Raw genomic sequence first — 25,977 nt, 5'->3', positions numbered from 1 at the left:
GGTTTCGGTGGGATGGACGGTCTGGTTGCTACTGGTTTGGCAGCCTCACGGGCATCAACAGGTACCTGTAGTCTTCCCGGTCTGCACCGGTGGCCTCTTCCTGCGCCGAGATGACGGCGGGCTTCGGCGGCGTGGTGAAGGAGAACCGTACGAAGCGGCTGCTGAATGCGCCCAGCCCTTCACTCAGGTAGTGGGGGTTGAAGGCCACGGTGATGTCATCGCCGTCCAGGGTGGCTTCGATAGCTTCGGATGCCTGGGCATCTTCACCGGTCCCGGCGTCGAGCACCACCTGGCCCGCACTGAATGCGAGCCGTACGGGCGTGTTCCGCTCGGCGACCAATGCCACACGACGGACAGCTTCCACCAGCAGGCTGGTCTCCACCGTTGCATGGATGGGGGTGTTATCAGGGAAGAGGGACCGGATCTTGGGGTAATCGCCGTCGACCAACAGTGAGGTGGTTCGCCGGCCACCGCTTTCAAAACCTATGAGCTCGCTGTTGTCAGACAGCGCAATATTGAGATCGCCGGACCCTCCGAGCGTTTTTGCTACTTCGCTCAAAGTCTTGGCTTTGACCAGGGCGCTGGTGGAGATTCCGGGATTCGTCGGTTTCCAGGAAAGCTCACGAAGCGCCAAACGGTAACGGTCGGTTGCGAGGAAAGTGATCAGGTCTTCCTCGATTTCCATCCGCACGCCGGTGAGGATGGGAAGGGTGTCATCCCTACTGGCAGCGATGATGACCTGTGAAACGGCCTCAGCGAAAGCATCCCCGTCGACGACGCCGCTGACGTCCGGTAGCGCTGGAAGTTCCGGATACTCCGCTTCCGGCATGGTGGCGAGATTGAACCGGCTGTTACGACACGTCAATGTGACCTTGGATCCGTCGGTCTCGACCTCGACCGGTGCGGAGGGAAGGCTGCGGCAGATGTCCGCAAGCAACCGTCCGGACACGAGAATGGTTCCCTCTTCGGCTACATCAGCGGCGATCTCCAGACGTGCTGAGATCTCGTAGTCAAAACTGGCCAGACTGAGGGTACCCGCACCTGCCTTGATCAATAGACCCGATAGCACCGGTACAGGAGGACGCGGTGACAGGGAACGCGCTGTCCACGTTACGGCCTCAGCCAGGACATCGCGCTCGACTCGGAATTTCACTGAAGGGTGCCGCCTTTCGCGAGGTACCTCGGGGGGAAGCCACTCGTCCTCAACCTTTCCGGTAGATCTTTCCGGCAAAGGAGGACGCGTGAGCAAACGTCAACTCTACTGAGTTCCAGCTTAGCGCGACACAGTGGGCAGTCTTGCCGGTCGGTCTGGAGGGGAAATGTTATTTGGAACAGATCGATGGATTAAGGATCAGTAGTGTTAATAACTCCTGTGGATACTGTGGATAACCCGGGTGGTTCCCGCGTTCCCGCGGATTCTCCCTGTGCACAGGATGTGCACAGCGCCGTGTGAAGTACATGGCGCTGTGTGCATGAAATAGCTGTAATTCAGCGGTCCACAGCCCTACCCGGTCTTGTCCTCATTAACGTCCACGGAAAACCCGTAGTTATCCACAATTGTTTCCACAGCTGTTAATTCACCCGTTGGCGGGCAGCTTGCGCTGCGTCCTACGAATCTTTGCGATGGTGTTTGATGCGGTTGGTTAGTTCGGTCACCTGGTTATAGATGGCCCGGCGTTCCGCCATGAGTTCACGGATCTTCCGGTCGGCATGGATAACAGTGGTGTGGTCGCGGCCTCCGAGCTCCTGACCAATTTTCGGTAGTGACATATCGGTCAGTTCGCGGCAGAGGTACATCGCAATCTGCCGGGCTGTGACCAGTGTGCGCGTCCGCGACTTGCTGCACAGATCATCAAGAGTGATGGTGAAGTACTCAGCCGTCTGCGCCATGATCAGCGACGATGTAATTTCCTGGGCGCCGTCGTCGCTGATGAGGTCTTTGAGCACTATCTCGGCCAGGTTCTTGTCGACGGCCTGGCGGTTCAGGCTGGCAAAAGCCGTTACCCGGATCAGTGCACCCTCCAGTTCGCGAATGTTCGTGGAGATCTTCGATGCGATGTACTCGAGCACCTCATCCGGTGCACTCATTCCTTCGCTGATGGCCTTCTTGCGAAGAATGGCGATACGGGTCTCCAACTCCGGCGGTTGGATATCGGTAAGGAGGCCCCACTCGAAGCGTGAACGCATCCGCTCTTCGAAGCCCGACAGCTGCTTGGGAGGGAGATCGGAGGTGATGACCACCTGTTTGTTGTGGTTGTGAAGTGCGTTGAAGGTGTGGAAGAACTCTTCCTGCGTCCGGTCCTTGCCGGAGAGGAATTGAATGTCGTCGATGAGGAGGATGTCGACGTTCCGATATGTCTGTTTGAAGCTTGTGCCCTCATCATCGCGGATTGAGTTGATGAAGTCGTTCGTGAATTCTTCAGAATTGACGTAGCGCACCCGGATTCCGGTATAGAGGTGGCGGGCGTAGTGACCTATGGCGTGCAGCAGGTGAGTTTTGCCCAACCCGGAGTCGCCGTAGATGAAGAGTGGGTTATAGGCCTTGGCCGGCGCCTCTGCTACCGCTACTGCAGCCGCATGAGCGAACCGGTTCGACGAACCTATGACGAATGTATCGAAGATGTACTTCGGGTTCAGGCGCCCGAATTCGTGGGAGTTGCTCGGCGGAGTGGGTGATGGTGCCTGCTCCCGCTGCGTGCTTTCCTCCGGAACCTCCTCAGGTTCTTCCTCAGCGATTGGAGTGAGATCCGAGTCAATGACGAACGCACACTGGATCTCTTCCCGGAAGACGTCCCTGAGGGCATCGTTGAGCGGGCTCTTGAGTTGACTCTGAAGAACTTCACGGGTCAGTTCGTTCGGAACAGCTACAAGCAGGGTTGTCCCGATGAGTCCCTGTGCCTGCGCCAGCACCACAAACCCACGCTGGCGGGGAGAAATCCGCTCGTCCTGTTCGAGGGTGCGGATTACCTTGCGCCAGGAGCTTCCTACATCATTAATCTCGTCGGTACTCACTCGCGTCCTCAGTTGAAAGTTTATTTGAGCCGGCTCGATCCGCGGATGCATCAGTAATCCACAGAGTTATGCACAGCACGTGGATAATTGCACCACCCGGCAACAGTAGACGATCAAAAGTACAGAGGATAGCTGGGACCGGTCCTGTGGATAAGGTAGTCTCGGGCGTCTCCGGCACGTTGCTTTGTGGCTGGAATCGGCCGGTTGTCCACATGGTGTTTATAACGGGGGCGTGCTGGGCAGGTCTCGTCCGGTTTGACCGTCTTGTGCCCGGTGCCCTAACGTTATGTAGTCCTTTATGTCTGCATTTTGCATGCCTCCATACCGTCAGCCAACCGCTGAACGGTATCGCGGTGCAAGCAAAGGCAGACGTACTACAACTTCATTGCGCCAGTCCGTTCTTCCCCCTTGTTGCAACGGCAGCGCATGCCAAGAACGTTCTGGAGTATCACAGTGAGCAAGCGGACCTTTCAGCCGAATAACCGCCGTCGTGCCAAGAAGCACGGCTTCCGTCTTCGCATGCGCACCCGCGCCGGCCGCGCCATTCTGTCTGCGCGCCGCGGCAAGGGCCGCATCGAGCTTTCGGCCTAGCATCATCTAACCCATCCGCCGGCGTCGTCTGACTGACAACGCCCCGACCGCCCGGAGCTCCAGGTGCTTTCTACCGCCCACAGAGTCCGGTCGGCCACTGATTTTTCGCATACCGTTCGTTCCGGTACCCGTTCGGGGTGCCGGAACTTGGTGTTATATGCGGTCGGAACCGGTGCTGGCATGCCCTCGCGCTTTGGCTTCATCGTGTCGAAAAGTGTTGGGAACGCGGTAACGCGGAATCTCGTTAAGAGGAGACTGAGAGAAGCAGCAGCGTCAGCGTTGCTGCAGCGACCGGTCGGAGTCGATGTTGTTGTGCGTGCACTGCCCCCGGCGGCTTCGGCGGGTTGGCCTGAGCTCAGTTCCGATTTTTGTCGGTGCCTGGCATCGAGTGTGAAGCGGTTCAGCAAGGACGGCGGCAGAATGGGAGACGGCACATGACAGCGGATCATTCGCCGTCGAAATTTTCCCGCGTTTCATGGCTGCCCCGTGCCGTTCTCATTGGCATTCTTGTGAGCTATCGCCGACTGATCTCACCTCTATATGGCCCGGTGTGCCGATTCTTTCCCTCCTGCTCGGCTTATGCGCTTGAGGCAGTGACCGTGCATGGCGCAGTCAAGGGTTCATGGTTTGCTGCGAGGCGACTGTGTCGGTGTCATCCTTGGAACGATGGCGGAGTGGACCATGTGCCTTCAGGTGGACGGCATTTTGCACCCGGTGAAGAACCACAGATTGTAGTGCTGAATCACCCGGTGATTCCTGCAGATGAGGAAAGCCGCACAGCGGCCTGAGGAGCAACAGATTATGGATTTCTTCGAAACGATTCTCCTGCCCTTCCGATGGCTGGTGTCCTGGGTCATGCAGGCTTTCCACGAGGGATTCACCTTCCTCGGTATGGACGCGGCGTCGGGTTGGACCTGGACGTTGTCCATTGTTGGTCTCGTCGTGGTCATCCGTGCGGCGCTGATACCTGTCTTCGTGAAGCAGATCAAGGCCCAGCGCGGGATGCAGGCACTTCAGCCGGACTTGAGAAAGCTGCAGCAGAAGTACAAGGGCAAGACGGATCAACTCTCGCGTCAGGCAATGACGCAGGAGCAGATGGCCCTGTACAAGAAACACGGGACAAACCCGTTCGCTGCCTGTCTGCCGATCCTGATCCAGATGCCGTTCTTCTTCGCCTTGTTCACCGTCCTGAATGGTGTATCAACGGCAAGCGACAATGGCGAAGGAATCGGCGCGCTCACCGTCGATGACGTCCAACAGTTTGATGCAGCCGAGATCTTCGGTGCGCCGCTCTCCTCGTCCCTGCTCCACGGATTCGGTACGGAGGGTCACACCTCAGTAGTAGTCCTCTCGATCATCATGATCCTGGCCATGACTGCCTCGCAGTTCATCACGCAGAAGCAAATCATGGCCAAGAACATGTCCGAAGAGGCCATGCAGAGTCCCTTCATGCGCCAGCAGAAGATCATGCTGTACATCCTGCCCCTGGTATTCGGCATAGGTGGAATCAACTTCCCGATCGGTGTGCTGATCTACTGGACCACCACCAACCTCTGGACCATGGTGCAGCAGTTCTACGTGATCAGGCGGATGCCTACTCCCGGATCGCCCGCGGCGAAGGCACTGGCTGAGCGCCGTGCAAAGAAGGGGCTTCCGATGGTCCCGCTGCTTGGGGAAAAGAAGGGTGAGCCGGCAGTCGAAGCAGTCGCACCACCCAAAGCTCAACGAGTACAGCCTCAGCGCAAGAACAGGAAACGCAAATGAGCACCGACAACATGCAGGAAGAGTCTCTTGAGACAGCGACCGGGGACGTCGTCGACCAGGGCGCCGGCGAACAGGATGGAGTGACGTCAGCCGAGGACGAAGGTGACGTCGCCGCTGACTACCTTGAGGAACTCCTGGATATCGCGGATATAGACGGTGACATCGATATTGAGGTACGGAACGGTCGCACCTACATCTCGATAGTCTCGGAAGAGAAGGACGCACAGGGCCTGCAGGCTCTTGTTGGTCGGGACGGCGAGGTTTTGGAAGCGCTGCAGGAACTGGCGCGGCTGTCTGTGCTCACGTCGACCGAACATCGCTCACGTCTGGTTCTGGATGTGGACGGATTTCGTGAAGCCCGTAACAAGGAGCTCCGCGAGATCGCTGAACAGGCGGTCAGCACGGTCAAGGAAAGCGGTGGAGAGGTTGCTCTGGCTCCGATGTCTGCTTATGAGCGCAAGATCGTCCATGACATCGTTGCTGATCTGGGCATGGTCAGTGAGTCCGAGGGTGAGGGTTCGCGGCGCCACATCGTAGTGTCAGCCGGGTCCTGACAGTCCGTCTCTCTTTCCCGAAGGAGGGATTGCCTTGACGATTGAAATCGGTACAAAGGAACTTGTTGCTGCGCGCACGATCTTTGGTGACCGTCTTCCGCTCGCTGAGCGATTTGTCAATCACCTTGCTACATCAGGAATCGAGCGAGGCCTTCTCGGACCACGGGAACTGCCGCGCTTATGGGACAGGCACGTCCTCAACTGTGCGGTTGTGGGGCAACTGATCCCAAGTGCGTCTCGTGTTGCTGACGTCGGCAGTGGTGCCGGTCTGCCCGGGCTGGCTCTTGCCATAGCAAGGCCGGATGCAGCGTTCTATCTGATCGAGCCCCTCGAGCGAAGAGTAAACTGGCTTCGCGAGGTAACTGATGATCTGGGTCTGAAGAATGTCGAAATTTTTCGCGGGCGCGCTGAACAGGCCGTCGGAAAGTTTGATGTGGATATTGTGACAGCTCGTGCCGTATCCGCGCTGTCCGGTCTTGCCACACTCACCATGCCCCTCCTCAAAGGGTCGGGAGACGTCCTTGCCATCAAGGGGCGAAGCGCGGGCGAAGAAGTGGAAAAGGCGGCGAAGATCATCCGTCGTCTGGGTGGAAAATCCACGAGTGTCGAAACGGTGGGCGGCGCGCTGCTTGATGAACCTACGACCGTAGTCCGTATCGTCGTCGCACGCTGACCGCATCTTCGCAAGGAAGTTGCGCACACTACGGATTGTCTGTCGGGGTGCGGGGTCTACACCCGATAACCTAGAGTGGACCGATCCGGTACCTGAAAGTGAGCGAAACGCTTGTGACGAAAGATTCTGCCACGCGACGCGAGCCTCCTACGTCGATGATGGGTTCGTCTCTGGCAATCACTATCGCCGATATTCAACCGGAAGTATTTTCAAACCCGACAAACACGGGCATCGTTTCACGTGAAACGGTCGGCGCGGGCGGGGCAAGCAATCCAAGTCAGGCCACCAGCGTGAAATCTAACGGAAGCACCAAGAACGTCATGGATGTTCTCGATGACAGCACCCCCTTGGCGCGTGAACTAGCGTCTGAAACACGGCGACGTGAGAAACTGCTGGGCCGCAAGCTACCGCGACCCTCCGAGACGCGGGTACTTACAGTCAGCAATCAGAAGGGCGGAGTCGGTAAGACAACCACCACGGTGAATCTGGCGGCCGGTCTTGCTTCCGCCGGTTTGAACGTGCTTGTCATAGATATCGATCCGCAGGGAAACGCCTCTACCGCGCTGGGGATTGAGCATCACGCCGAGGTGGACAGCATTTATGACGTGCTGATCGATGATCTTCCCCTGTCGAGTGTGGTGGCACCCTGCCCGGATGTTCCGAATCTCATCTGCGCTCCTGCGACCATTCATCTGGCTGGTGCGGAGATCGAGCTGGTATCCCTGGTGGCCCGTGAACAGCGGCTGCGGCGTGCGATCGACCTCTACGCGAAGGAGCGCGCTGAGAACGAGGAGGAGCGCCTGGACTTCATCTTCATCGACTGCCCTCCGAGCCTTGGACTACTGACTGTCAACGCCTTCGTGGCGGCTCGTGAGGTGCTCATTCCAATTCAGTGTGAGTACTATGCGCTCGAGGGTTTGAGCCAACTCCTCAAGAACATCGAGATGATTCAGAAACATCTCAACGCGGATCTGGTTGTCTCCACGATACTTCTCACCATGTATGACGGCCGCACCAATCTGGCGGCACAGGTTGCAGCTGAGGTTCGCGAGCACTTCCCTCACCAGGTGCTGAAGGCGGTAGTGCCGAGATCCGTAAGGATCTCGGAGGCTCCGAGCTATCAGCAGACGGTGCTCACCTATGACCCCTCGTCGAGTGGCGCACTGTCTTATCTTGAGGCAGCTGCTGAAATAGCGGAACGCTCATAGAGCGCCTGCGCTCTATGACGCATCCCTCCCAGTAGACTGAACGCATTATCAATCGCTGCAGTTTGTCTGCTCTCCTTTGAGAGGAACCGTTTCATGCCTGAGAAGCGTAGGGGTCTAGGCCGAGGACTTGGCGCGCTCATACCGAGCAGCGCAGAGCAACAGGATAGAAGTGAGAGCGGATCAAGTACGAGGGTTGCGGAGCGTGGGCGTCCTGTAGACCTCTTCTTCCCATCGGCCACACCCAACGGCGCGCCCGATCACTCAACCGATGGACAGAAGCAGGACGCGCCACCGCGAGTCTCCGGGCGGTCGTCAATCAATAAGGAGGCACTCACTGCGCCTTCGAAAAGGCCGAGCTCACGCAGCCAGACAGGGTCGAAGAAGCAACCTACTGCCAGGAGCGCGAAGGCAAAGACGGAAGCTGGCTCCGGGAAGGGTGTGAAAAGCCCACCAGATTCGCCGGTTGACGAGTTGAAGGAAGATCAGGCGAAGAAGTCGGTCGAGCGGGCTCCCGAAACAGGAGCAGAGCGAACAGCGGATAACGGTACGACGGCCGCGGCCGTACCCGAGGCATCTCAGCTGGGTCTCCCAGCCGAGAATGGCCCCTCCTCTCCACTCGGTAGTGGAGGCGAAGTGGTCGAGGGAGGATTCGATGCGGAACCCAGCGATGTCGCTGGTGCGATCGGTGAAGAAGCGGGTGACGTTTCACGTGAAACGCTACGCGAGGTTCCTGGCGCGCGTTTCGCCGAGCTCCCGATCGACTCCATTCACCCAAACAGGAAGCAGCCCCGTAACGTCTTTGACGAGGACGAGATGGCCGAGTTGGTCCACTCCGTGCGGGAAATCGGAATACTTCAGCCTGTTGTCGTGCGTGTCTCCCCCGAAGGTGGTGACCAGGGCTACGAACTGGTTATGGGTGAGCGTCGCTGGCGGGCGTCGAAAGAGGCCGGTCTTGATACCGTTCCGGCCATCATCCGGGATACCACCGACGATGACCTACTGCGTGATGCGCTACTCGAGAACCTGCATCGGAGTCAACTGAATCCGTTAGAAGAAGCGGCCGCTTACCAGCAACTTCTTGAGGATTTTGGATGCTCCCAGGAAGAGCTCGCCGGTCGCATTGGACGCTCCCGGCCTCAGATCTCCAATACTTTGCGACTCATGAAGCTGCCGCCGCTTGTGCAGCGCCGTTTGGCAGCGGGTGTGCTCAGCGCTGGGCACGCTCGGGCACTGCTCGGGCTGTCCGATCCGGCCGAGATGGAGAAGCTAGCCCAGCGGATAGTTGCGGAAGGTCTTTCGGTTCGCTCCACTGAAGAAATTGTCGCGATGAGTGACGGCTTGCGGCGCCCCGCAAAGCCGAGCACGCCGCGTGCCGGCGCGCGACATGAGCGACTCGACTATCTTGCTACATCCTTGTCAGACCGTCTGGACACCAGTGTGAAGATAACGCTCGGCGCCAAGAAGGGGCGGGTGAGTATTGAGTTTGCAAGCGTGGATGACCTGAACCGGATTATGGGGGTTCTGGCGCCTACGCCATAGCACTGAGGGATCACGGCGCAAGAGTAGCCGTGAAAGGGCGTCGTTTCACGTGAAACGACGCCCTTCCTACGTGGGGAGGGCATTCTTGGTGCGAGAGAGCGGGAGCCGGCTGATTCTCCGTCGACTCTGGCGCACGGAGTATCGGTGCTCCGCTGAGCAAGGCGCGGACTTATCAGTGCGGATGCGGTTCCGATGCCCCTATATTCGCAGAGAGTCTCGACTGTCGGCGGTTAGTACGGATTACCGCTGCGTGCTGGCCTTCAAGCAGGTACGCGGTGTATCGATCAGGAGCCGCATCGGCCCCCATCTATCTCGCTGGAATCTGCAGAGCTTTCTCCCCTCGCCGCGCAGCTTCATCGACACAGTTGCGCAGTCGATCCAGGCTGAACGGACAACTTGAAATTTGGTCAGGTCTGAACCTTGTCTGAGTGCTTGGCTGAAGGGCGCTTGGTTGGGTGATCAACTGGCAGGACGGTTTGACGTCGCAAAGCCGTTTCACGTGAAACGGCCCAGGCCGGTGGCACAGGCGGTACACCTCCACTTGGGACTTAGCACTTGGCACGCGAACAGCACTGCTTCGAGGGCGAACCCCCCCGCCTTCCTAGCGGAAAGACTTGCGTGCCTCCCGGTGCGACATCCAGTCCTTCTGCGTGGGTATGGGACATACATTTCCGGTGAACTCATCCCGTCTAGGTCGGCGAAGCGTTGTCCGCTCATCCTTTCTGCTGCACGCTCGGCATGGGTGCTCGCCGGCCACTGAAGTTGGGTCGCTCGTGGTGACAACCCGTTGTGTCTCGGAGAGGCGTTGGGCTGGCCACGTCGAACTGGAGGTGAGATGGGCGCGGACGACGGGCCGGGTTTCACGTGAAACATCCCCAAGCCCGAAGGATGGCGTCTGGACACTTCGAAATAGGCCGCGCGCGGAGGTCCACCGCTGTCGGTGAGCCGATCAGCACTGCGTAGTGAGAGTTGCCCAGAGAGTTGCCCAGAGAGTTGACAGTGAGCCTTGCACAGTCAGAGCGCTCGGCTCGGTGCCGGCCGAAGCTGGCTGGCTATCGAGCGATATTCCACGTCGGATCCTCCTGTCGCGTTGGAGTTCCGAACGCGGCATACCCTCGGACGCTGGCGCGCCGCATCGCCGCCAAAACGCCGACCTCGGTGAGATTGTCGTGCACTGCCTAGAATGTGCTGGATTATCGCAGTGTGCAGTGTGCAGTGTGCAGTGTGCAGTGTGCAGCATACTTGCCGCTTGTTGCGTTTCTGTGGGTGAGTTCGCGGGCCCGAACCGAAGTCGGGCTGGCTGGTGCTGATCCGTTTCACGTGAAACGATGCTTGGATACGTTCAGTCGAAACCTTGCTCTCCACTGGGTCTGCTCACGCCCGTCCCAGATGGTGGCGTATTGGTCGATGAGGAGTCCTTGTAGGCCTGATGTTCTCGTATGGCGTGGGGTGGTCGCCAGTTGCAGAGGAGGGGACCGGAACTGGAGGGCTGGAAGGTGCGTAGACGGTTGAACTGCTTGCCATCTCAGTGAAACTCGTAGTTGAAAGTGCTTCCATCCCCCTTAAAAGCTGCGCCAGGTTCCCGCGCATGCTCAGATATCAGTGCCGCTCGATTCCTTGGCTTGGCGGCATCGAATGACTCCCTGCTATCGGTTGATGCCGGCCACTCGGCTTCGGTTCAAACGCCGCACCCTCGTGTGGGGAAGCCGGTCGGAGCTTGCGGGTTTCACGTGAAACACTTGCCGACGGTGACGCGCTTTGGACGAGAAGCTATTGACATGGATGTCCTGGACGTTGGTGCTGGTATCCCGGCCCGGCCCGATCGGAATGTGCCAATGCTCCTTACTAGCGCTACTAAGCCAAGCTTGCACGATGTGAACGCGCTTCCTTGCCTGCTGAAACCAGCTGTCTGGCGCAATCCTACGGCGCTATGGCCCGATCGTAAATCGGGCGAGCACGCGAAATTCCAGCTTCCGGTGCTGCCATAACCCACTTCCGGACGGACGTTTCACGTGAAACGTCGGTTGTGGTGCTGGGATAAGAAAGCCGGGCCACCCAACGGGTGGCCCCGCTTTCTTAGGTCTAGGCTCTAGAGGAACTGAGCGAATTCCTGTTCCAGCACTTGCTTCGGCTTCGCGCCGATCGAGGTTGCGGCTACTTCTCCGTCTTTGAAGACGTATACGGCAGGAATCGAGGTGATTCCGTACTTTGCTGCAGTAGCAGGATTGTCGTCAACGTTCAGCTTCACAACATCGATCTTCTCTGAGTGCTCAGAAGCGATGTCATCAAGAATCGGTGACAGTTTGCGGCATGGACCACACCATTCAGCCCAAAAATCAACCATTACCGGTTTCGAAGCGTTGAGTACATCCGCTTCGAACGAGTTATCGGTTACTTCCTTCGCGTCGCTCATATCTTTGCTCCTTCTCGAGGGTTATACGGAAGCGGTTTCAGAAACTTCTTCTGCCACGGGTGTCGGTACTTCCGCGGCTGTCTGTGCAGCGTCGCCCAAATCGGCGAGGTAATGTTCAACATCGATCGCCGCGACGCACCCTGATCCGGACGCTGTGATGGCCTGGCGGTACGTTGGGTCGATGACGTCCCCTGCAGCGAAAACACCCGGAAGGGACGTCTTGGAGGTCCTTCCGAGGACAGCAATCGTGCCTTCTTCGGTCAGTTTCAGCTGATCCTTGATCAGGTCGGTTCGCGGATCATTACCGATTGCCACGAAAACCCCGGTGACAGCAAGTTCGCGTGGCGAGCCGTCGATCGTGCTCGCCAGCGTCAGGCCGTTGACCTTGTCAGATCCGTGAATGGCAGTTACTTCCGCATTCCACTCAAACCGGATCTTCTCGTGAGCCAGTGCACGGTCCTGCATAATCCGTGACGCACGAAGGGAATCTCGCCTGTGCACCACCGTGACGGAGCGGGCGAATTTGGTGAGGAAGAGCGCTTCCTCCATAGCGGAGTCGCCTCCGCCGATAACGGCGATGTCCTGGTCCTTGAAGAAGAAGCCATCGCACGTGGCACACCAGCTGACTCCGTGACCTGAGAGTCGCTTCTCATCGTCGAGACCGAGTTCACGATAGGCAGATCCGGTGGAAATAATGACGGCGCGCGCACGGAACGTCTCGCCGGTGCCGATGGTGACAGCTTTGACGTCGCCGAGGAGTTCCACCGAGGTCACGTCCTCGAAGAGGATCTCGGTTCCAAAGCGCGCTGCCTGCTTTTCGAAGTTCTCCATGAGGTCCGGCCCCATGACACCTTCCGGGAATCCGGGGTAATTTTCCACGTCAGTCGTATTCATCAACTCGCCGCCGGCGGTCACAGAGCTGGCGATCAGCAGTGGTGAGAGGTTGGCCCGGGCCGCGTAAACCGCCGCGGTGTATCCAGCGGGACCGGATCCGACGATGATGACGTCGCGGATATCGCCAGGTATGTTGCTGCCGTTCTTTGTCTCAGTGCTCACGGGTTTGATGAACCTTTCTATCGGTGAGAGCGATCGAACCTTCAGTCCGGTCGCGATCAATTGCAACAACGACAGGCCAACTGCTCTTATTCCATGCTGTCGGGGAGCGGGGCAGCCGCTAGGAGATGTTGATCTCCGCGATGCGCATACCCCAGGGGTACTGGGCCTGGACGTTGGAGAGCCTCGGGAGTTGGGTGAAATTGACGATCACATACTGCGCTGTGGGAGGAGCACCATCGACCTGCGGCACGTTGAACGTCACCGATGGTCCGGTGAAGCCCGACTGCGCTATCTGGGTTGCACCCTCAAGCGTCGGCTCATCATTCAGCAATACAGTGAAGCTGCCGCCGGAGCTGTTCAGCTGTTCGATCTGTATTTCCGAGACATTGGAGGGCCCTTCGAGCTCAACCACCAGCGCAAGGTTCTGGGCGAGGCCACCGAACGTCTCATTCGCGTAGACCAGACTGCCCCAGAAGCTTGCCGGATTGTCATCGATGATCGCAGGGAGGTCGGCGTCGGTCTGGGCGTTCAGCTCGGGATTATCCGGCACCAGGCGGGTGACGCCCGTGGCAACCGGTGCCACCAGCTCCGGTGTGGGCGTTGCAGACTCTGAGGCAGACGGCGGGGGGCTTTGGCTGTCCGTGGCTTCGACGGTGCTCTCTGTCGTTGCGCTTTCGTTGGCGACGGGTGGATCGAAAATGGGCCGCAACTGCGTGACGGCGAGTATAACGGCGCCCACGATCACGAGAGCGAGGACGATGCCGACAAGCAGGCGGGTGAAACGAGGATTGTTCTCGCGATCCTCATCCTCGTCGTAATCCTCGTAAGGGCCGTCGTCGTCGTATTGGGTACCGGCAGCGGTAGCTCCGCCCGCAGCGGCGGCGGCAGGGAAACGTGACGCCGGCCGCTGGGACGAGGCGCTGTCCTCTGGGCGGTCGTAATCGTCCTCGGACCAAGCGGTAACCTTCGCGCTCCCGCTACGTTCGTCAGCTGGAATGGCGCGGGGAGGAGCACTTGGCGGCGGCGGGACACTGGGATGGCGTTCGGCTGGGCCGGATGCCGAGATGTCCTGCGGGGCAGTGCCCGGATCTGCCTGGCCGGATGCGGCGGCCGCACCGGCAGCAGCTCCACCGGCAGCACCCGCCGCAGCGCCGCGGCCGAAACGGGGCATCCGCGCCTTCGGGAGGCGTGCCTGCCGACGCTCCGGCTCATGGTGATAGTCGTCGTCGTCTTCGTAGGTTTCAGGCTCCGTGGAACGGGCAACGCCGAAAATCTCGGAACCGAGCGTGTCCGTGAAGAACGGTTCAATATAGGGGGCATCCTGCTGAATTACGAGATCCAGGAGGTCGGCGGCCGGTGCGCGGTTGGTGACAAGGTAGGTGCCGGCGTCGGTGATTCCAAGGTCAAGAACCTGGATATTGCCGGCCCGCTCACCCGTAGCAACCTCACGGGCGCTCGTGGCTACCTGACCGGCGTTGGAAGGCGACGCCACCAGGATGCTGACCGGCCGGTTCAGCACCTGGTCCACGCCGTCAAGCACCAGGTCCTTCTCAGCAGAGGCGAGGACGTAAGCGGTGACCTTGTACCGGCCGCCCAGTACTGAGCCGACGTCTACTGCTTCTGGCACGTGTTCCTCCCGGATGTGGATACTTTGTACCAATGCTACCGGCCACTTCCGGGCAGAGGGCGCGTACGCGCGGGGCTACGGCTTACCGGCGTCCGAAGCGGGTCAGGAGCGGAGCAAGGAAGTCAGTCAGTTCGGTGATGCGCAGAACCTTCAGCATTCCGATGTAGACCGCTGCCATCAGCGGTCCGGCAAGGACAAGAACGACGACGGCGCTCCCCACCGACTGCCACACGAACCCGTCAGGCTGGTACGCACCGAAGAACCACAGCAGTCCGGCGCCGAAGGCGGCGGCCACCAGGCCCGCAATGGTCAGTCGGACGTGGACATCATAGATGTGCCCGGCTCCGTATCCGCCGATCTTCCGGACAAGAAACACATGACTGACGACGACGGCCACAATGTTGCCGAGGGTGAAGCTGAGAGCCAGCATGGGAACGATGAGCGCCGGCTCGAACAGGCTGGCCGTGAGTGCCAGCGCAACGCCCGTGACCGAAAGGATGAGCTGGATCTTCAGCGGGGTGATGGCGTCTTCTGCCGCGTAGAAAACCCGGTTGAGGAAGAAGTTGGCGCTGAGGAAGGGCGCACCGACCGCCAGCAGCGTGATGATGAGCGCGTTGAGGGCGCCGCCTTCGCGGATACCGCCCGAAAAGACCATGCCCAGCGGCGCCGCGAGCGCCAGCAGCGCCGCTGCACCGAAAACGGTAGCCACTCCGATGGTCCGCATGCCCAGTGACAGCGTCTCCTTGGTGGTATCCACATCACCCTGGGAATGCGCGGCAGCGAGACGGTTGAACATGACGGTGGCCAGCGACAGCGCGATCACGGAGTGAGGCAGAACGTAGACCAGCGACCCGATATCCAGGTTGGTGAGACCGGCGATGTAGGCGTCGTCGGGCAGGTCGGTTCGGGCCTCGGTGGCGATCGTGGCCACCCACTGGTTGACCATGTAGAGACCGTTGCCGATCAGCATGGTCACGATCGTGATGGAAGCGAGCCGCCCGGTTTTTCCGAGCCCGACGCCGCGCCAACCGAACCTGGGCCTGAGGCCGAGGTGCAAACGGCGCAGCGGCACGATGAGAACCACCGCCTGGATAACGATTCCGAGGGTGGTTCCGCCGGCCAGCAGCAGCGTATGGGTGGGAGTCCACGTGTCGGGGGTATGCGCGGTGGTTCGTTCGGCGCCCAGCATTGTGATGAAGGCAATGAGGAAACCGATGGAGACGATGTTGTTGACCACGGGAGCCCACATGTACGGACCGAAGGAACCGTTGGCGTTGAGGACCTGCCCGATGATCGAGTAGAGCCCGTAGAAGAAGATCTGCGGCAGGCACCAGTAGGCGAAGACCGTGGTGAGGGCCAGCGCGTCACCGGACACATTGGTGAGCAGGTCCGCCAGGAACGGCGCGGCCAGTGTGATCAGCACAGTCAGGATGAACAGGACGATGACGGAGAGCGTCATCAGGCGGCTCACGAAGTCCGCACCGCGGTCCTCCTGCCGGCTCGCCCGGATGATCTGCGGCACCAGCACTGCGTTGAACACGCCGCCCGCAATCATCAGGAAGATATAGGTCGGCAAGTTGTTCGCCGCGGGGAACAGGTCGGATACCGCGCCGGCAGTGCCGATTGCCGTGGCGAGGAGAGCCACACGGACGAGGCCGAGGATGCGCGAAACGAGCGTGCCCGCAGCCATGATCGCGCTGGAGCGTGCAGTTGTATCGGTGGGCGGAACATTGCCCGCGGGAGTGGGACGGCGACTGGGCACCACGCCCGCATCCTGGACCGGTATTGAGGCGGTGTTGGTATCAGACATCGTTCCATATCGTCTCACCATTGGCGGCCGATACCGGTAACCCGCAGTCATTGCACTATGGCAGGCACCGAATCAGAGGTACTGCGGCAGGACTTCGCGGGCGAGGTCCGCGATGCGGCGCTCGTTCGGGAAGGAAAGCTTCCGGCCGAGGTCAGCGAGCGGAACCCAGGCGACGTCGACGGCCTCATGATCGGGATCATTCTCGATGGTGAGATGCCCGCCGGTCGAGATGAGGAGAAAGTGGTGGACCGTTTTGTGGACGCGGTGCCCGCTGACGGTGAACCAGTAGTCGATACTGCCGAGCGCGGCGAGGACGCGGCCGCAGATGCCGGTTTCCTCTTCAATTTCCCGCACCGCTGCCTGCTCGTTGTTTTCCTGGTTCTCCGGGTGGCCCTTGGGCAAACACCATTCGAGCCGTCCGCCACGGTTCAGCCGGGCGATGATTGCCACGTTGAGCAGGTCGGTGGAGGTGTCGACGACGATTCCGCCTGCCGACACTTCCTCTACCGTGGGCAGGGACTGATGGACCAGCGGCGCGCCTGTTCGTCCCATTGACGCTGTCAATGGGGTGCGCTTTGGGGCGCTCGGAACGGGACGGTCCATGATCCCACTCTAACTACCTTTGCTGGGGGATGATGACCGCACGCACGGCTCCGCGCCAGCATGCAGAACGGGCGGCGTGTTGCCGCGCTGATGGTCCGATCGGCGACCCGCTTGCCCGTTCCGAGCCTCGTAATGGTGTTTGGGCTGATCTCTGGCACGCTTAAAGAACTATGGTGCACCTGTTGGAAGATTCCCCGTTGACCGCCCCCCTTCCGGCGGTGGTCACTGAGCTTGGACGGCTGTTCGCTGACGCCGGTCATGAACTTTCCCTGGTGGGCGGGCCGGTCCGGGACCTTTTCCTTGGTAGGTCGTCTCCGGACCTCGATTTCACCACGGACGCTGACCCGGACCAGACGATCGCGGTCATCAGGCGCTGGTCCGATGCCTTCTGGGAAATCGGCCGGGAGTTCGGAACCATCGGTCTGCGCAAGGCGTCCTTCACCATCGAGGTCACGACCTACCGCGCTGAGGTCTACGATCCGTCCTCCCGCAAGCCTGTGGTTGCGTTCGGTACAAACCTGGAGGACGACCTCCTCCGCCGGGACTTCACGATCAACGCCATGGCCTTGCGGCTTCCCTCACTGGAACTCGTGGACCCGTACGGTGGTGTGAAGGACCTGCACGCGGGCCTGCTGCGCACTCCGGGGGCGCCGTCGTCGTCGTTCTCCGATGATCCGCTCCGCATGATGCGGGCCGCGCGGTTCGCATCCCAGCTGGGAGTGGAGGTTGCGCCGGAAGTCCGGGAGGCAATGACCGCAATGGCCGAGCGCATCACCATCATCTCCGCGGAGCGCGTCCGGGACGAGCTCACCAAACTCATCAACGGGGCCCACCCCCGGCGGGGCGTTGACCTGATGGTCTCCACCGGATTGGCCGACCATGTGCTGCCTGAGGTGCCCGCGCTGCGCCTGGAGCTGGACGAGCACCACCGGCACAAGGACGTCTACCAGCACTCGCTGACCGTGCTGGAGCAGGCGTGCGCGCTGGAAACCGACGACGACGGCGCGGTGCCGGCTCCCGATTTTGCCCTGCGGTTCGCTGCCCTGATGCACGACGTCGGGAAGCCGGCCACCCGGCGCTTCGAACCGACCGGCGGTGTGAGTTTTCGCCACCACGACGTCGTCGGAGCAAAACTGACGGCCAAGCGGATGAAGACGCTCCGCTTCGACAACGACACCATCAAGGCGGTGGCGCGCCTCGTGGAGCTCCACATGCGCTTCTACGGTTACGGCGAGGCGGGCTGGACGGATTCTGCCGTTCGTCGCTACGTGAGCGACGCCGGACCGCAGCTTGAACGGCTGCACCGGCTGACGCGGTCGGACGTGACGACGCGCAACCGCCGCAAGGCCGAGCGCCTCGCTTTTGCCTACGATGACCTGGAGAACCGCATCGCTGCGCTCGCCGAGCAGGAAGAGCTTGCGTCGATACGGCCGGATCTGGACGGAGAAGACATCATGAAGCTGCTGGGCATTCGGCCGGGGCCGGTGGTGGGGCGGGCCTACCGTTTTCTTTTGGAGGAACGCATGGAACATGGCCCGCATACCCGTGAGGCGGCCGAGTCCAAGCTGCACGCCTGGTGGGCAGGCCAGCCCGAAGCCGCAGGAGATGAATCATGAGCCAGTCCGGAGCCGCGGCCGCTGACCTGACCTCGGCGGGCACACCGCTGCCCAACCTCTGGCTCCTGCGCCACGGTGAGACGGAGTGGTCCCGGGACGGCAACTACACCGGCCTCACTGACCTCGCACTGACCCCGGCCGGTGAACAGCAGGCGCGGGACGCTGCGAGCCGGTTGGCCGGCGTCGAGTTTGACTTGGTCTTCACGTCTCCGCTTCAGCGTGCGCGACGAACCGCTGAGCTGGCCGGGTTCGCCGGCGCCGAGGTGCTCCCATATGCACATGAGTGGGATTACGGTGACAACGAGGGCCGTAACAGTGCGCTTGTCCGCCAGGAGAATCCGGACTACCTCATCTGGAAGGACGGCGTACCGAACGGTGAAACCATCGCTCAGGTGGCAACCCGCGCTGACCGGATCATTTCCCGGGTCCAGGCCGGCTGCGGCACACCAGCGGACCAGGATCCGCAGGCGAAACCTGTGCAGAACGCTCTTCTGGTGGCCCACGGCCACTTCCTCCGGGTGCTCGCGGCACGCTGGCTGGAGTTCGATCCAGCGGAGGGGCGGCGCTTCGTCCTTGGTACGGCAGCGGTGTGTGCGCTCGGCTGGGACAAGCGCACACCCGCCATCCTGCGCTGGAACATCTAGCTCCCCGGCACCCGATCACCTGGTGCGCCGTACGTGACGCGGCGCAGCAGCCACTCTGCCGGGCCAGTCCTTATGCGTACGAGGAGAAGGCAGCTGAGGATCAGCTGGGCAACAAAGATGACGACGGCGATTCCCGCCACCGCGATGGCCGGCAGCCCGTTGGAAAGCCGCAGCCCGTAGGCAGTGAACACGAGGGCCATGATCACCGACTGCATGAGGTAGTTGGTCAGTGCCATGCGTCCCGCCGGCGCAAGCAGTCCGCAGATTTGTGCACCCGCCGTCGTCCGGAAAAGCAGCAGGAGGAGACTCACATAGCCGGCTGTCTGTAGAGGTGCGGTGAGGGTGGAGATGCCGAAGGCCAGCACACTGAACCGGTCGCCGTTCCCGTAGATGGTCAGGTAGGCCTGGAAAGCCCCGGCGGCGAGGCCGACGGGAAGGCAGGTTGCCGCCGTCGTCGTCAGTGTGCGGGTGGAGAGCCGCCGTTCCAGGAGGCGGGCCCGGCCGGCCGCAAGGCCGAGGTAGAACATGCCCAGCGAGAGCGGACCCTGAAGGAAGACCACCCCGGCGACGTTGTCCAGGAAGTTATCCGCGTTGGAGGAGAAGGCCGAGCCGGCGCTCTCGGTGATCGCGCCGGGATCAACTGGAACAGCGGCGGAGGGAGCACCCGCCCCGGCACTGGCGATGAAAAGGCCCACAGCCAGAATGAGCGAACCCAGTACTCCAATCAGTGCACTGCCCGTGACAACGGCGCTGGACGTGCGCAGTGATTGCGTAGCGAGCAGGATCAGGCCCATGAGCGAGTACGTCAGGAGGATGTCGCCGAAGAACAGGAAGAGTCCGTGCAGCAATCCGAGGACAAACAATGCAGCAAGGCGGCGCTGCATGCGTTGCACCGGGGACGCGGTTGCAGTGATGGCGGCTCGCCACTGGAGAACAAAGCTGTAGCCGAACAGGAAGGAGAAGAGCAGGTAGAACTTCGCTTCGAAGAGAGCTGCAACAGTGAACCGCACTGCGAGGTCGGCTGCCGATTGATGGCCCGGACTGACGGCGCCGGCAAGGGTGTACGGGTCGGCGAAGTACCAGATATTGACCATGAGGATGCCCCCGAGCGCAAAACTGCGCAGTGCATCGACCTCCCGGAGCCGTGCAGATACCATCCGCCTACCTTCCCGCATCCGGCGTCGTGTTTCTCATCTTTTTCTCATGATGTCTGATTAGGCTCACTTCATCACGAGACAACCCAGACCCACGCCGCTCCCGGCACCTGCATTCCGGTCGACGATCATTGGGAAGCTCATCACCACCCTCGGGTGGACCGGGGCCGTCCTGCTCGTTACCGGAGCGGTCATTGACGCATTCTCGCCCATCTTCGAAGGCGGCGGGCGAATCTCAGCTGCGTTCTTTCTCGTGCGGGATATGACGTATGCGTCCCGTGAAGACAGTGTGTGGACCTGGTACTCGGTGCTGCTGCTCGCCGCCGTCAGTGCCGCTTTTGCGCTTCTGGCACTCATCCGGCGCTCAACCGGTCAAGGCTTTGCCCCGTATGTCTGTTTTGCGGTCGCGGCGGGCTTCATGTCCATAGATGAAGCCACGCTCTTTCACGAGAAATTCGCCATCGCCGCACGCTTGATGGGGTTGTCCCTGCCGTTCACCTTCACCTGGCTGGTCATTGGCATTCCCTTCGCCATCGTGGCGGGCTTTGTTCTTCTGGCGATAGCGCGGAGGGTCGATGCGCTGCTGAGGCGGAGGCTGATCGTGGCCGGCGCAGTCTTTCTCGTCGGAGCTGTCGGATTCGAAATGCTGGGAGGAATCATCGTCAGCCTCTCCGATAACCTCGTTCTTCCTGGAACCCGGCTGCTGTACCAGTTCACAGCGATGATCGAAGAGGGCCTGGAAGTCGCGGGTGCGCTCATCGCCTTGTGGGCGACACTGGCGGCGCTCGACATCCGCTGGACCGGGCGCAGCCTGGTTGCGCAGAATCCCACTGACTCCTGATCGGCGGATTGCCGGCTATTCCAACCCTGGAAAATCTTTCAGAATCTCTCGGGAAAAGAACTAGGCGAAGCCGCTTTGTTTGGGGTACCTTTGAGAAGTGCCATTGGGAGAACTCAATCTTCCTTTGTTTTTGCACTGTCCAGGTAAGCGCTCGTAAGAAACGGAGGTGGGATTTCGGTGATTAATCTTCTCGGCGGCATAATGGCCGCGCGAACCCGCCCTGCCTCCGCCATCGCAGCGCACTAAGTTCCTGCTGAAGACGGCACTTCTCTCTTAATTTTCCTTCTACGGAGAAGTCTCTCTTTTTCACTTTGTGTCAGGCGGAATACGCCTCGCTTCTTTGTGTCTTCCGGCACGAATCCCGGGTTTATCCCGGCGCTTTTTATCTTTCCGCACCACAGTCCCAGGAGATACTCATGCCTGTTTCAGCCCCTACTTCCATCGAACGCACCACGGCCCAGGTCGATGCACAGCGGCGTTCGCAGGGGGAATTCATCATGTCCGGCAACCTCACCCGCCTCGACAACTCCGTTGGTCAACCCGACATGGAGCCGATCGATCCTTCAGCGGTGATGCCTGACTTCACGCAGCGAGAGGAGGTGTACCTCATGATCAGGAAACTCCGGGAGAGTGTTTCCTTCTGGAAGCGAATACAGGAATCGTCGGTCGACAACGCCTGGGAAAATGCCCAGTCCTATGCCCTGCCGCAGCATCACCTGTTCATCAAGTAACAGGTGCGTCCATGCGGCACGTTCGCCGCTTCCCGTCGATCCGCGAAGGAGGAACTGATGCAAGTCATCGGTACCACCACCAGAGAAGCCCGCGCTTCCCAGCGCGGGCTTCCGCCTTTAACGGGCCCCTCCGTCCCGTCCGGGAGATACCTGCCCGGAATGTAGTGACTGTTGTCCGCGTTATATGGTCACTAGGGCCGGCAGTCAGGCGCTGGCATCAGCCCACAACATGGACGGCGAAGGGAGGGCTCGTGACCCCCGTGAAGCGCGTGGCGATGCTGTCGCTTCACACATCGCCCTTCGATCAGCCCGGCGGCGGGGATGCCGGCGGTATGAACGTCTACGTCCGCTCGGTGGCACTCGAGCTCGCCAAGGTTGGCATCGACGTCGAAATCTTCACCCGCGCAGCAGCGGACGGGCAACCGCACGTCGAGGAATTGGGCCCGGGTGTCCTGGTCCGCCATCTCATTGCCGGACCCACCCGCAGGGTGCCGAAAGAAGTTCTTCCCCAGCTCTCCGATGACCTCGCAGACGCTATTGCCGACGCAACCGATCTGCTTGCTGACGGGCACTTCGACGTCATCCACTCCCACTACTGGGTCTCCGGCATCGTGGGCCTGACCGTTGCGCGATCCCTCAACCTGCCGCTGGTTCACTCGATGCACACCATGGCCCGGGTGAAGAACCTTCGACTCCACGCCGGAGGCGTGATGGAACCTGAATCCCGCATTGCAGGCGAGCAGACCATCGTCAACGACGCCGACCGCCTCATTGCCAACACGAGTACGGAGGCCGCTGAACTGGAGTCCCTGTACGGAGCGGCCGCCGAGAAGGTCGACATCGTCGCTCCCGGTGTGGATCTGGACATCTTCAATGCGCTTGACCGGCCCGGGTCCCGGCAAGGGCTTTCGTTCGCTGCCGAGACCTTCCACGTGGTGTTCGCCGGCCGGATCCAGAAGCTGAAGGGCCCTCACCTGCTCGTCCAGGCCGCCGCTGACCTGTTGGCGCGGCGCCCCGACATCCCGCTCCAGGTCAGCATCATCGGCTCCGGCAGCGGATCCGAAGCCCTGGAACTGCGGCCCCTGATCAATCGGCTCGGACTGCAGGACGTGGTGCGGCTCTACCCGCCCGTCCTGCCCGGGCAGCTTGCGCACTGGTTCCGGGCGGCCGACGTCGTGGCCATGCCTTCCTACAGTGAATCGTTCGGCCTGGTGGCGCTTGAGGCGCAGGCCTGTGGTACTCCGGTGCTGGCAGCGAACGTCGGGGGTCTGCCGCAGGCGATCAGTGCCGGGCGAACAGGCATCCTGGTCGACGGGCATGGTGCCGCTCTTTGGTCAGCGGCGCTGGAGGTCCTGCACGACGACGGCGGAATGCGCCGCACGCTTGGCGCCAATGCCGCGGTGCACGCGCTGGCCTTCGGCTGGCAGCGGACCGCACTGTTCACGGCGCAGAGTTACCGGACCGCCGTCGAACAGTACGAGGGCGCCCCGGCGCTCTGAGCCGCAGCAGTCTATCCAGGCGCCGCGAGCAGTGTGCCTAGGATGGACGGGTGAATGCAGCCGCGGAACTTGCCAGCTATCTCGACTCAGTGGGTATCACCGGGGAGGTTGCCACCCCGCGGCAGGACAACCTCCGGCACATGCGGCTGTTCCTCGAGGGAAATGAGCACCTTGAGTTCGGTGTGCGGCTTACCCGCACCTGGACCCTCGACGAAGTTTTCGACCTGATGCACGAGCGCGTCGGCACCAGCACCGACCGGGACCACCTCGAGGGTCAGGACACCATTGACGCGCACAAGTGTGTCGCCGCACTCGATCGGTTCGCGGACCGGTTCGGCGAGGCCGTCCGAACCGGCAGCCGGATCCTGTTCGCCACCGGTCATCCCGCAGGCCTGCTGCCCGTCCACGCTGCGCTCGCCGCTGCAGCTGAGCGCGGCGGCGCAACCGTCGTCAAGGTACCGGAGGGCCAGCCTTTCCGGGACGGCGACATCCGGCAGCTTTTCGGTGTCCTGGCCTGGCACCAGTACGGTGGCCTCGTCCACACCCACTACCCCGAGCCGATGCGGCTCAGCCTCGAGCTTCTCGCATCCCAGGGCGCGCCCGCGCCCGAGCTGGTGGTGGCTGATCATGGCTGGGCGGGGCATGCGGCATCAGTCGGCATTCCGACGCTCGGCTTTGCTGACTGCAATGACCCGGGCCTGTTTGTCTCCGAGGCCGAGGGGCAACTGGAAGTAGCGGTGCCGCTGGATGACAACCTGTGCCCCGGTCTCTATGAGCCGATGACCAGCTATATTCTTGAGCGCGCAGGACTGGCCTGAAGTCCCTGCTCGGGGGCAGGGCCGCGCCGGTCCGCGCTGGTAGATTGGATGTGAGCTCACACCCGAGCCGCCCACAGTCCTGCCAGCACCCCGGAGGGATCTGAGACGATGACGTCCATCCACGCCCCTGTGTCCGACCTCGACATCGCACGAGCTGCCCGTATCCGTCCCATCGAGGAAATTGCAGCAGCGGCGGGGATTCCCGCTGAGGCGCTCGAACTGTACGGGCGGTACAAGGCAAAGATCGACATCGCACGGTTGCCCCGCGTCGGTGGGAAGGCGCCGGGCAAAGTGGTCCTGGTCAGCGCGATGAGTCCCACCCCCGCTGGCGAGGGTAAATCCACCTGCACGGTAGGGCTCGCGGACTCCCTGGCACGCGCGGGACAGCGTGTGATGGTTGCCCTGCGTGAGCCCTCGCTGGGCCCGGTCATGGGCATGAAGGGCGGAGCCACGGGCGGCGGCTATTCACAGGTGCTGCCGATGGAGGACATCAACCTCCACTTCACGGGCGATTTCCACGCGATTACGAGTGCCAACAACACGCTGATGGCCCTGGTCGACAATTCCATCTACCAGGGCAACCCGCTCAACATCGATCCCCGCAGGATCACCTTCAAGCGCGTGCTCGACGTCAATGACCGCAGCTTGCGGGAGGTAGTGATCGGCCTGGGCGGGCCCACCCAGGGAGTTCCTCGCCAGGACGGGTTCGACATCACGGTGGCATCGGAGGTCATGGCCGCCTTCTGCCTGGCCACCGATCTCGCAGATCTGCGGCAGCGGCTCGCGCGCATGACCATCGGGTACACCTATGACAGGAAGCCGGTCACCGTTGCGGACCTCGGCGTTGAAGGAGCACTGACACTGCTGCTGAAGGACGCCGTCAAACCCAATCTCGTGCAGACGATTGCCGGCACTCCGGCGCTGGTGCATGGTGGGCCATTTGCCAACATCGCGCACGGCTGCAACTCGGTCATCGCCACCCAGACAGCGCAACGCCTTTCCGACATCGTGGTGACCGAGGCCGGGTTCGGTGCAGACCTGGGCGCCGAGAAATTTATGGATATCAAGGCGCGGGCTGCAGATGTGGCGCCTGACGCCGTCGTACTGGTTGCAACCATTCGTGCGCTGAAAATGCACGGTGGCGTCGCGAAGGCAGATCTGCGGGAGCCGGATGTCAACGCGGTCAAGCGCGGAGTCGTGAACCTCCGGCGCCACGTAGCGAACGTGCGTAAATTCGGCATCACACCCGTGGTGGCGGTCAACAAATTCGCCACTGACACGGATGAGGAACTCGAGGCGCTGCTGTCATGGTGTGCTGCCGAGGGCATCAGCGCCGCAGTAGCGGATATCTGGGGTGAGGGCGGCGGCGGGCCGGGCGGTGACGACCTCGCCGGGAAAGTCCTGGCCGCGCTTGAGGCGCCCCGCTCCTTCCGCCACCTCTACCCGTTGGAGCTCTCTGTAGAGGAGAAAATCCGCACAATCGCGCAGGAGATTTATGGAGCCTGTGATGTCGATTTCTCCACAGCAGCTTCACGTCGCCTGGCTGAGATCGAAGCCAATGGCTGGAATCAACTGCCGGTGTGCATGGCGAAGACGCAGTATTCGTTTTCCGACGACGCCACCCGGCTCGGTGCTCCCGAGGGCTTCACCCTTCACGTGCGAGACCTGATTCCAAAGACCGGCGCGGGTTTCATCGTCGCCCTGACCGGGGCTGTGATGACCATGCCCGGTCTGCCTAAGGAACCCGGTGCCCTGCGCATGGACGTGGATGACGACGGCGGAGCGGTAGGACTGTTCTGAGTACCGTCCAGCGACACAAACGAA

23 protein-coding genes are annotated in these 25,977 nt (G+C 61.2%); 15 read left to right on the top strand and 8 right to left on the bottom strand.

Going from position 1 to position 25,977, the window contains the following annotated elements:
• Positions 1-28: 28 nt before the first annotated feature.
• On the bottom strand, positions 29-1,153 hold the full coding sequence (dnaN, locus tag JOD47_RS07770) for a DNA polymerase III subunit beta (protein ID WP_204533381.1): 1,125 nt from the start codon (positions 1,151-1,153) through the stop codon (positions 29-31).
• Positions 1,154-1,608: 455 nt separating this feature from the next.
• Positions 1,609-3,012 (bottom strand): chromosomal replication initiator protein DnaA, encoded by a 1,404-nt coding sequence (gene dnaA / locus JOD47_RS07765; protein WP_307836224.1) that lies wholly within the window; start codon positions 3,010-3,012, stop codon positions 1,609-1,611.
• Positions 3,013-3,465: 453 nt separating this feature from the next.
• Here dnaA and rpmH point away from each other — a divergent pair, with 453 nt between their 5' ends.
• The 8 genes from rpmH to JOD47_RS07725 all read left to right on the top strand — a co-directional run bounded on the left by rpmH (position 3,466) and on the right by JOD47_RS07725 (position 9,341).
• Complete coding sequence (rpmH, locus tag JOD47_RS07760) at positions 3,466-3,603, top strand: 50S ribosomal protein L34 (RefSeq protein WP_196395440.1); 138 nt, start codon at positions 3,466-3,468, stop codon at positions 3,601-3,603.
• Between the two features lie 63 nt (positions 3,604-3,666).
• Positions 3,667-4,041: a ribonuclease P protein component gene (gene rnpA, locus JOD47_RS07755; protein ID WP_204533378.1), complete on the top strand. Its 375-nt coding sequence runs from the start codon at positions 3,667-3,669 to the stop codon at positions 4,039-4,041.
• Positions 4,038-4,391, top strand: a complete 354-nt coding sequence (gene yidD, locus JOD47_RS07750; RefSeq protein ID WP_204533377.1) for a membrane protein insertion efficiency factor YidD — start codon at positions 4,038-4,040, stop codon at positions 4,389-4,391. Before rnpA ends, yidD begins: the two co-directional genes overlap by 4 nt.
• A gap of 13 nt (positions 4,392-4,404) precedes the next feature.
• Positions 4,405-5,367 carry a membrane protein insertase YidC gene (gene yidC, locus JOD47_RS07745; RefSeq protein WP_204533376.1) on the top strand — a complete coding sequence of 321 codons (963 nt, stop codon included), beginning with the start codon at positions 4,405-4,407 and terminating at the stop codon, positions 5,365-5,367.
• Positions 5,364-5,921: a Jag family protein gene (locus JOD47_RS07740; protein ID WP_204533375.1), complete on the top strand. Its 558-nt coding sequence runs from the start codon at positions 5,364-5,366 to the stop codon at positions 5,919-5,921. The genes yidC and JOD47_RS07740 overlap by 4 nt, the downstream gene beginning before the upstream one ends.
• A gap of 34 nt (positions 5,922-5,955) precedes the next feature.
• Positions 5,956-6,594, top strand: coding sequence for a 16S rRNA (guanine(527)-N(7))-methyltransferase RsmG (gene rsmG, locus JOD47_RS07735; protein WP_239548043.1), 639 nt, complete (start codon positions 5,956-5,958; stop codon positions 6,592-6,594).
• A gap of 155 nt (positions 6,595-6,749) precedes the next feature.
• The gene (locus tag JOD47_RS07730) at positions 6,750-7,802 is read left to right on the top strand and encodes a ParA family protein (protein WP_239548042.1); all 1,053 of its coding nucleotides are present in this window, start codon (positions 6,750-6,752) and stop codon (positions 7,800-7,802) included.
• Positions 7,803-7,895: 93 nt separating this feature from the next.
• Complete coding sequence (locus JOD47_RS07725; RefSeq protein ID WP_204533374.1) at positions 7,896-9,341, top strand: ParB/RepB/Spo0J family partition protein; 1,446 nt, start codon at positions 7,896-7,898, stop codon at positions 9,339-9,341.
• Between the two features lie 2,089 nt (positions 9,342-11,430).
• On the opposite strand, the gene trxA is transcribed toward JOD47_RS07725, so the two are convergent.
• The 5 genes from trxA to JOD47_RS07700 form a co-directional block, all read right to left on the bottom strand.
• Positions 11,431-11,754 carry a thioredoxin gene (gene trxA, locus JOD47_RS07720; RefSeq protein ID WP_204533373.1) on the bottom strand — a complete coding sequence of 108 codons (324 nt, stop codon included), beginning with the start codon at positions 11,752-11,754 and terminating at the stop codon, positions 11,431-11,433.
• A 21-nt stretch (positions 11,755-11,775) separates the two neighbouring features.
• Positions 11,776-12,810 carry a thioredoxin-disulfide reductase gene (gene trxB, locus JOD47_RS07715; protein WP_307836223.1) on the bottom strand — a complete coding sequence of 345 codons (1,035 nt, stop codon included), beginning with the start codon at positions 12,808-12,810 and terminating at the stop codon, positions 11,776-11,778.
• Between the two features lie 118 nt (positions 12,811-12,928).
• Positions 12,929-14,437 carry an ABC transporter substrate-binding protein gene (locus JOD47_RS07710; protein WP_204533372.1) on the bottom strand — a complete coding sequence of 503 codons (1,509 nt, stop codon included), beginning with the start codon at positions 14,435-14,437 and terminating at the stop codon, positions 12,929-12,931.
• An 82-nt stretch (positions 14,438-14,519) separates the two neighbouring features.
• Positions 14,520-16,247 (bottom strand): murein biosynthesis integral membrane protein MurJ, encoded by a 1,728-nt coding sequence (gene murJ / locus JOD47_RS07705; RefSeq protein ID WP_204533370.1) that lies wholly within the window; start codon positions 16,245-16,247, stop codon positions 14,520-14,522.
• A 72-nt stretch (positions 16,248-16,319) separates the two neighbouring features.
• The gene (locus tag JOD47_RS07700) at positions 16,320-16,799 is read right to left on the bottom strand and encodes an NUDIX hydrolase (protein ID WP_239548041.1); all 480 of its coding nucleotides are present in this window, start codon (positions 16,797-16,799) and stop codon (positions 16,320-16,322) included.
• Positions 16,800-17,020: 221 nt separating this feature from the next.
• Between JOD47_RS07700 and JOD47_RS07695 the strand changes: the two genes are divergently transcribed.
• Positions 17,021-18,466: a CCA tRNA nucleotidyltransferase gene (locus tag JOD47_RS07695; RefSeq protein ID WP_204533366.1), complete on the top strand. Its 1,446-nt coding sequence runs from the start codon at positions 17,021-17,023 to the stop codon at positions 18,464-18,466.
• The gene (locus JOD47_RS07690) at positions 18,463-19,110 is read left to right on the top strand and encodes a histidine phosphatase family protein (protein ID WP_372432795.1); all 648 of its coding nucleotides are present in this window, start codon (positions 18,463-18,465) and stop codon (positions 19,108-19,110) included. Before JOD47_RS07695 ends, JOD47_RS07690 begins: the two co-directional genes overlap by 4 nt.
• Here JOD47_RS07690 and JOD47_RS07685 read toward each other — a convergent pair.
• The gene (locus JOD47_RS07685; RefSeq protein WP_204533365.1) at positions 19,107-20,267 is read right to left on the bottom strand and encodes a DUF418 domain-containing protein; all 1,161 of its coding nucleotides are present in this window, start codon (positions 20,265-20,267) and stop codon (positions 19,107-19,109) included. The genes JOD47_RS07690 and JOD47_RS07685 overlap by 4 nt on opposite strands.
• A gap of 70 nt (positions 20,268-20,337) precedes the next feature.
• On the opposite strand from JOD47_RS07685, the gene JOD47_RS07680 reads away from it, so the two are divergent.
• The 5 genes from JOD47_RS07680 (at position 20,338) to JOD47_RS07660 (ending at position 25,953) form a co-directional block, all read left to right on the top strand.
• Positions 20,338-21,105 carry a DUF8692 domain-containing protein gene (locus tag JOD47_RS07680; protein WP_504739226.1) on the top strand — a complete coding sequence of 256 codons (768 nt, stop codon included), beginning with the start codon at positions 20,338-20,340 and terminating at the stop codon, positions 21,103-21,105.
• A 416-nt stretch (positions 21,106-21,521) separates the two neighbouring features.
• Positions 21,522-21,836, top strand: coding sequence for a hypothetical protein (locus JOD47_RS07675; RefSeq protein ID WP_204533363.1), 315 nt, complete (start codon positions 21,522-21,524; stop codon positions 21,834-21,836).
• Between the two features lie 251 nt (positions 21,837-22,087).
• Positions 22,088-23,335 (top strand): D-inositol-3-phosphate glycosyltransferase, encoded by a 1,248-nt coding sequence (gene mshA, locus JOD47_RS07670; protein ID WP_204533362.1) that lies wholly within the window; start codon positions 22,088-22,090, stop codon positions 23,333-23,335.
• 50 nt (positions 23,336-23,385) lie between these two features.
• Positions 23,386-24,153 (top strand): phosphatase, encoded by a 768-nt coding sequence (locus JOD47_RS07665; protein ID WP_204533361.1) that lies wholly within the window; start codon positions 23,386-23,388, stop codon positions 24,151-24,153.
• Positions 24,154-24,261: 108 nt separating this feature from the next.
• A complete protein-coding gene (locus JOD47_RS07660) occupies positions 24,262-25,953 on the top strand; it encodes a formate--tetrahydrofolate ligase (RefSeq protein ID WP_204533359.1) in 1,692 nt (563 codons plus the stop codon).
• Positions 25,954-25,977: the final 24 nt, after the last annotated feature.

This window comes from Arthrobacter tumbae (genome assembly GCF_016907495.1).
Classification (GTDB): domain Bacteria; phylum Actinomycetota; class Actinomycetes; order Actinomycetales; family Micrococcaceae; genus Arthrobacter_D; species Arthrobacter_D tumbae.
This window is presented reverse-complemented; position numbering and strand designations above follow the sequence as displayed.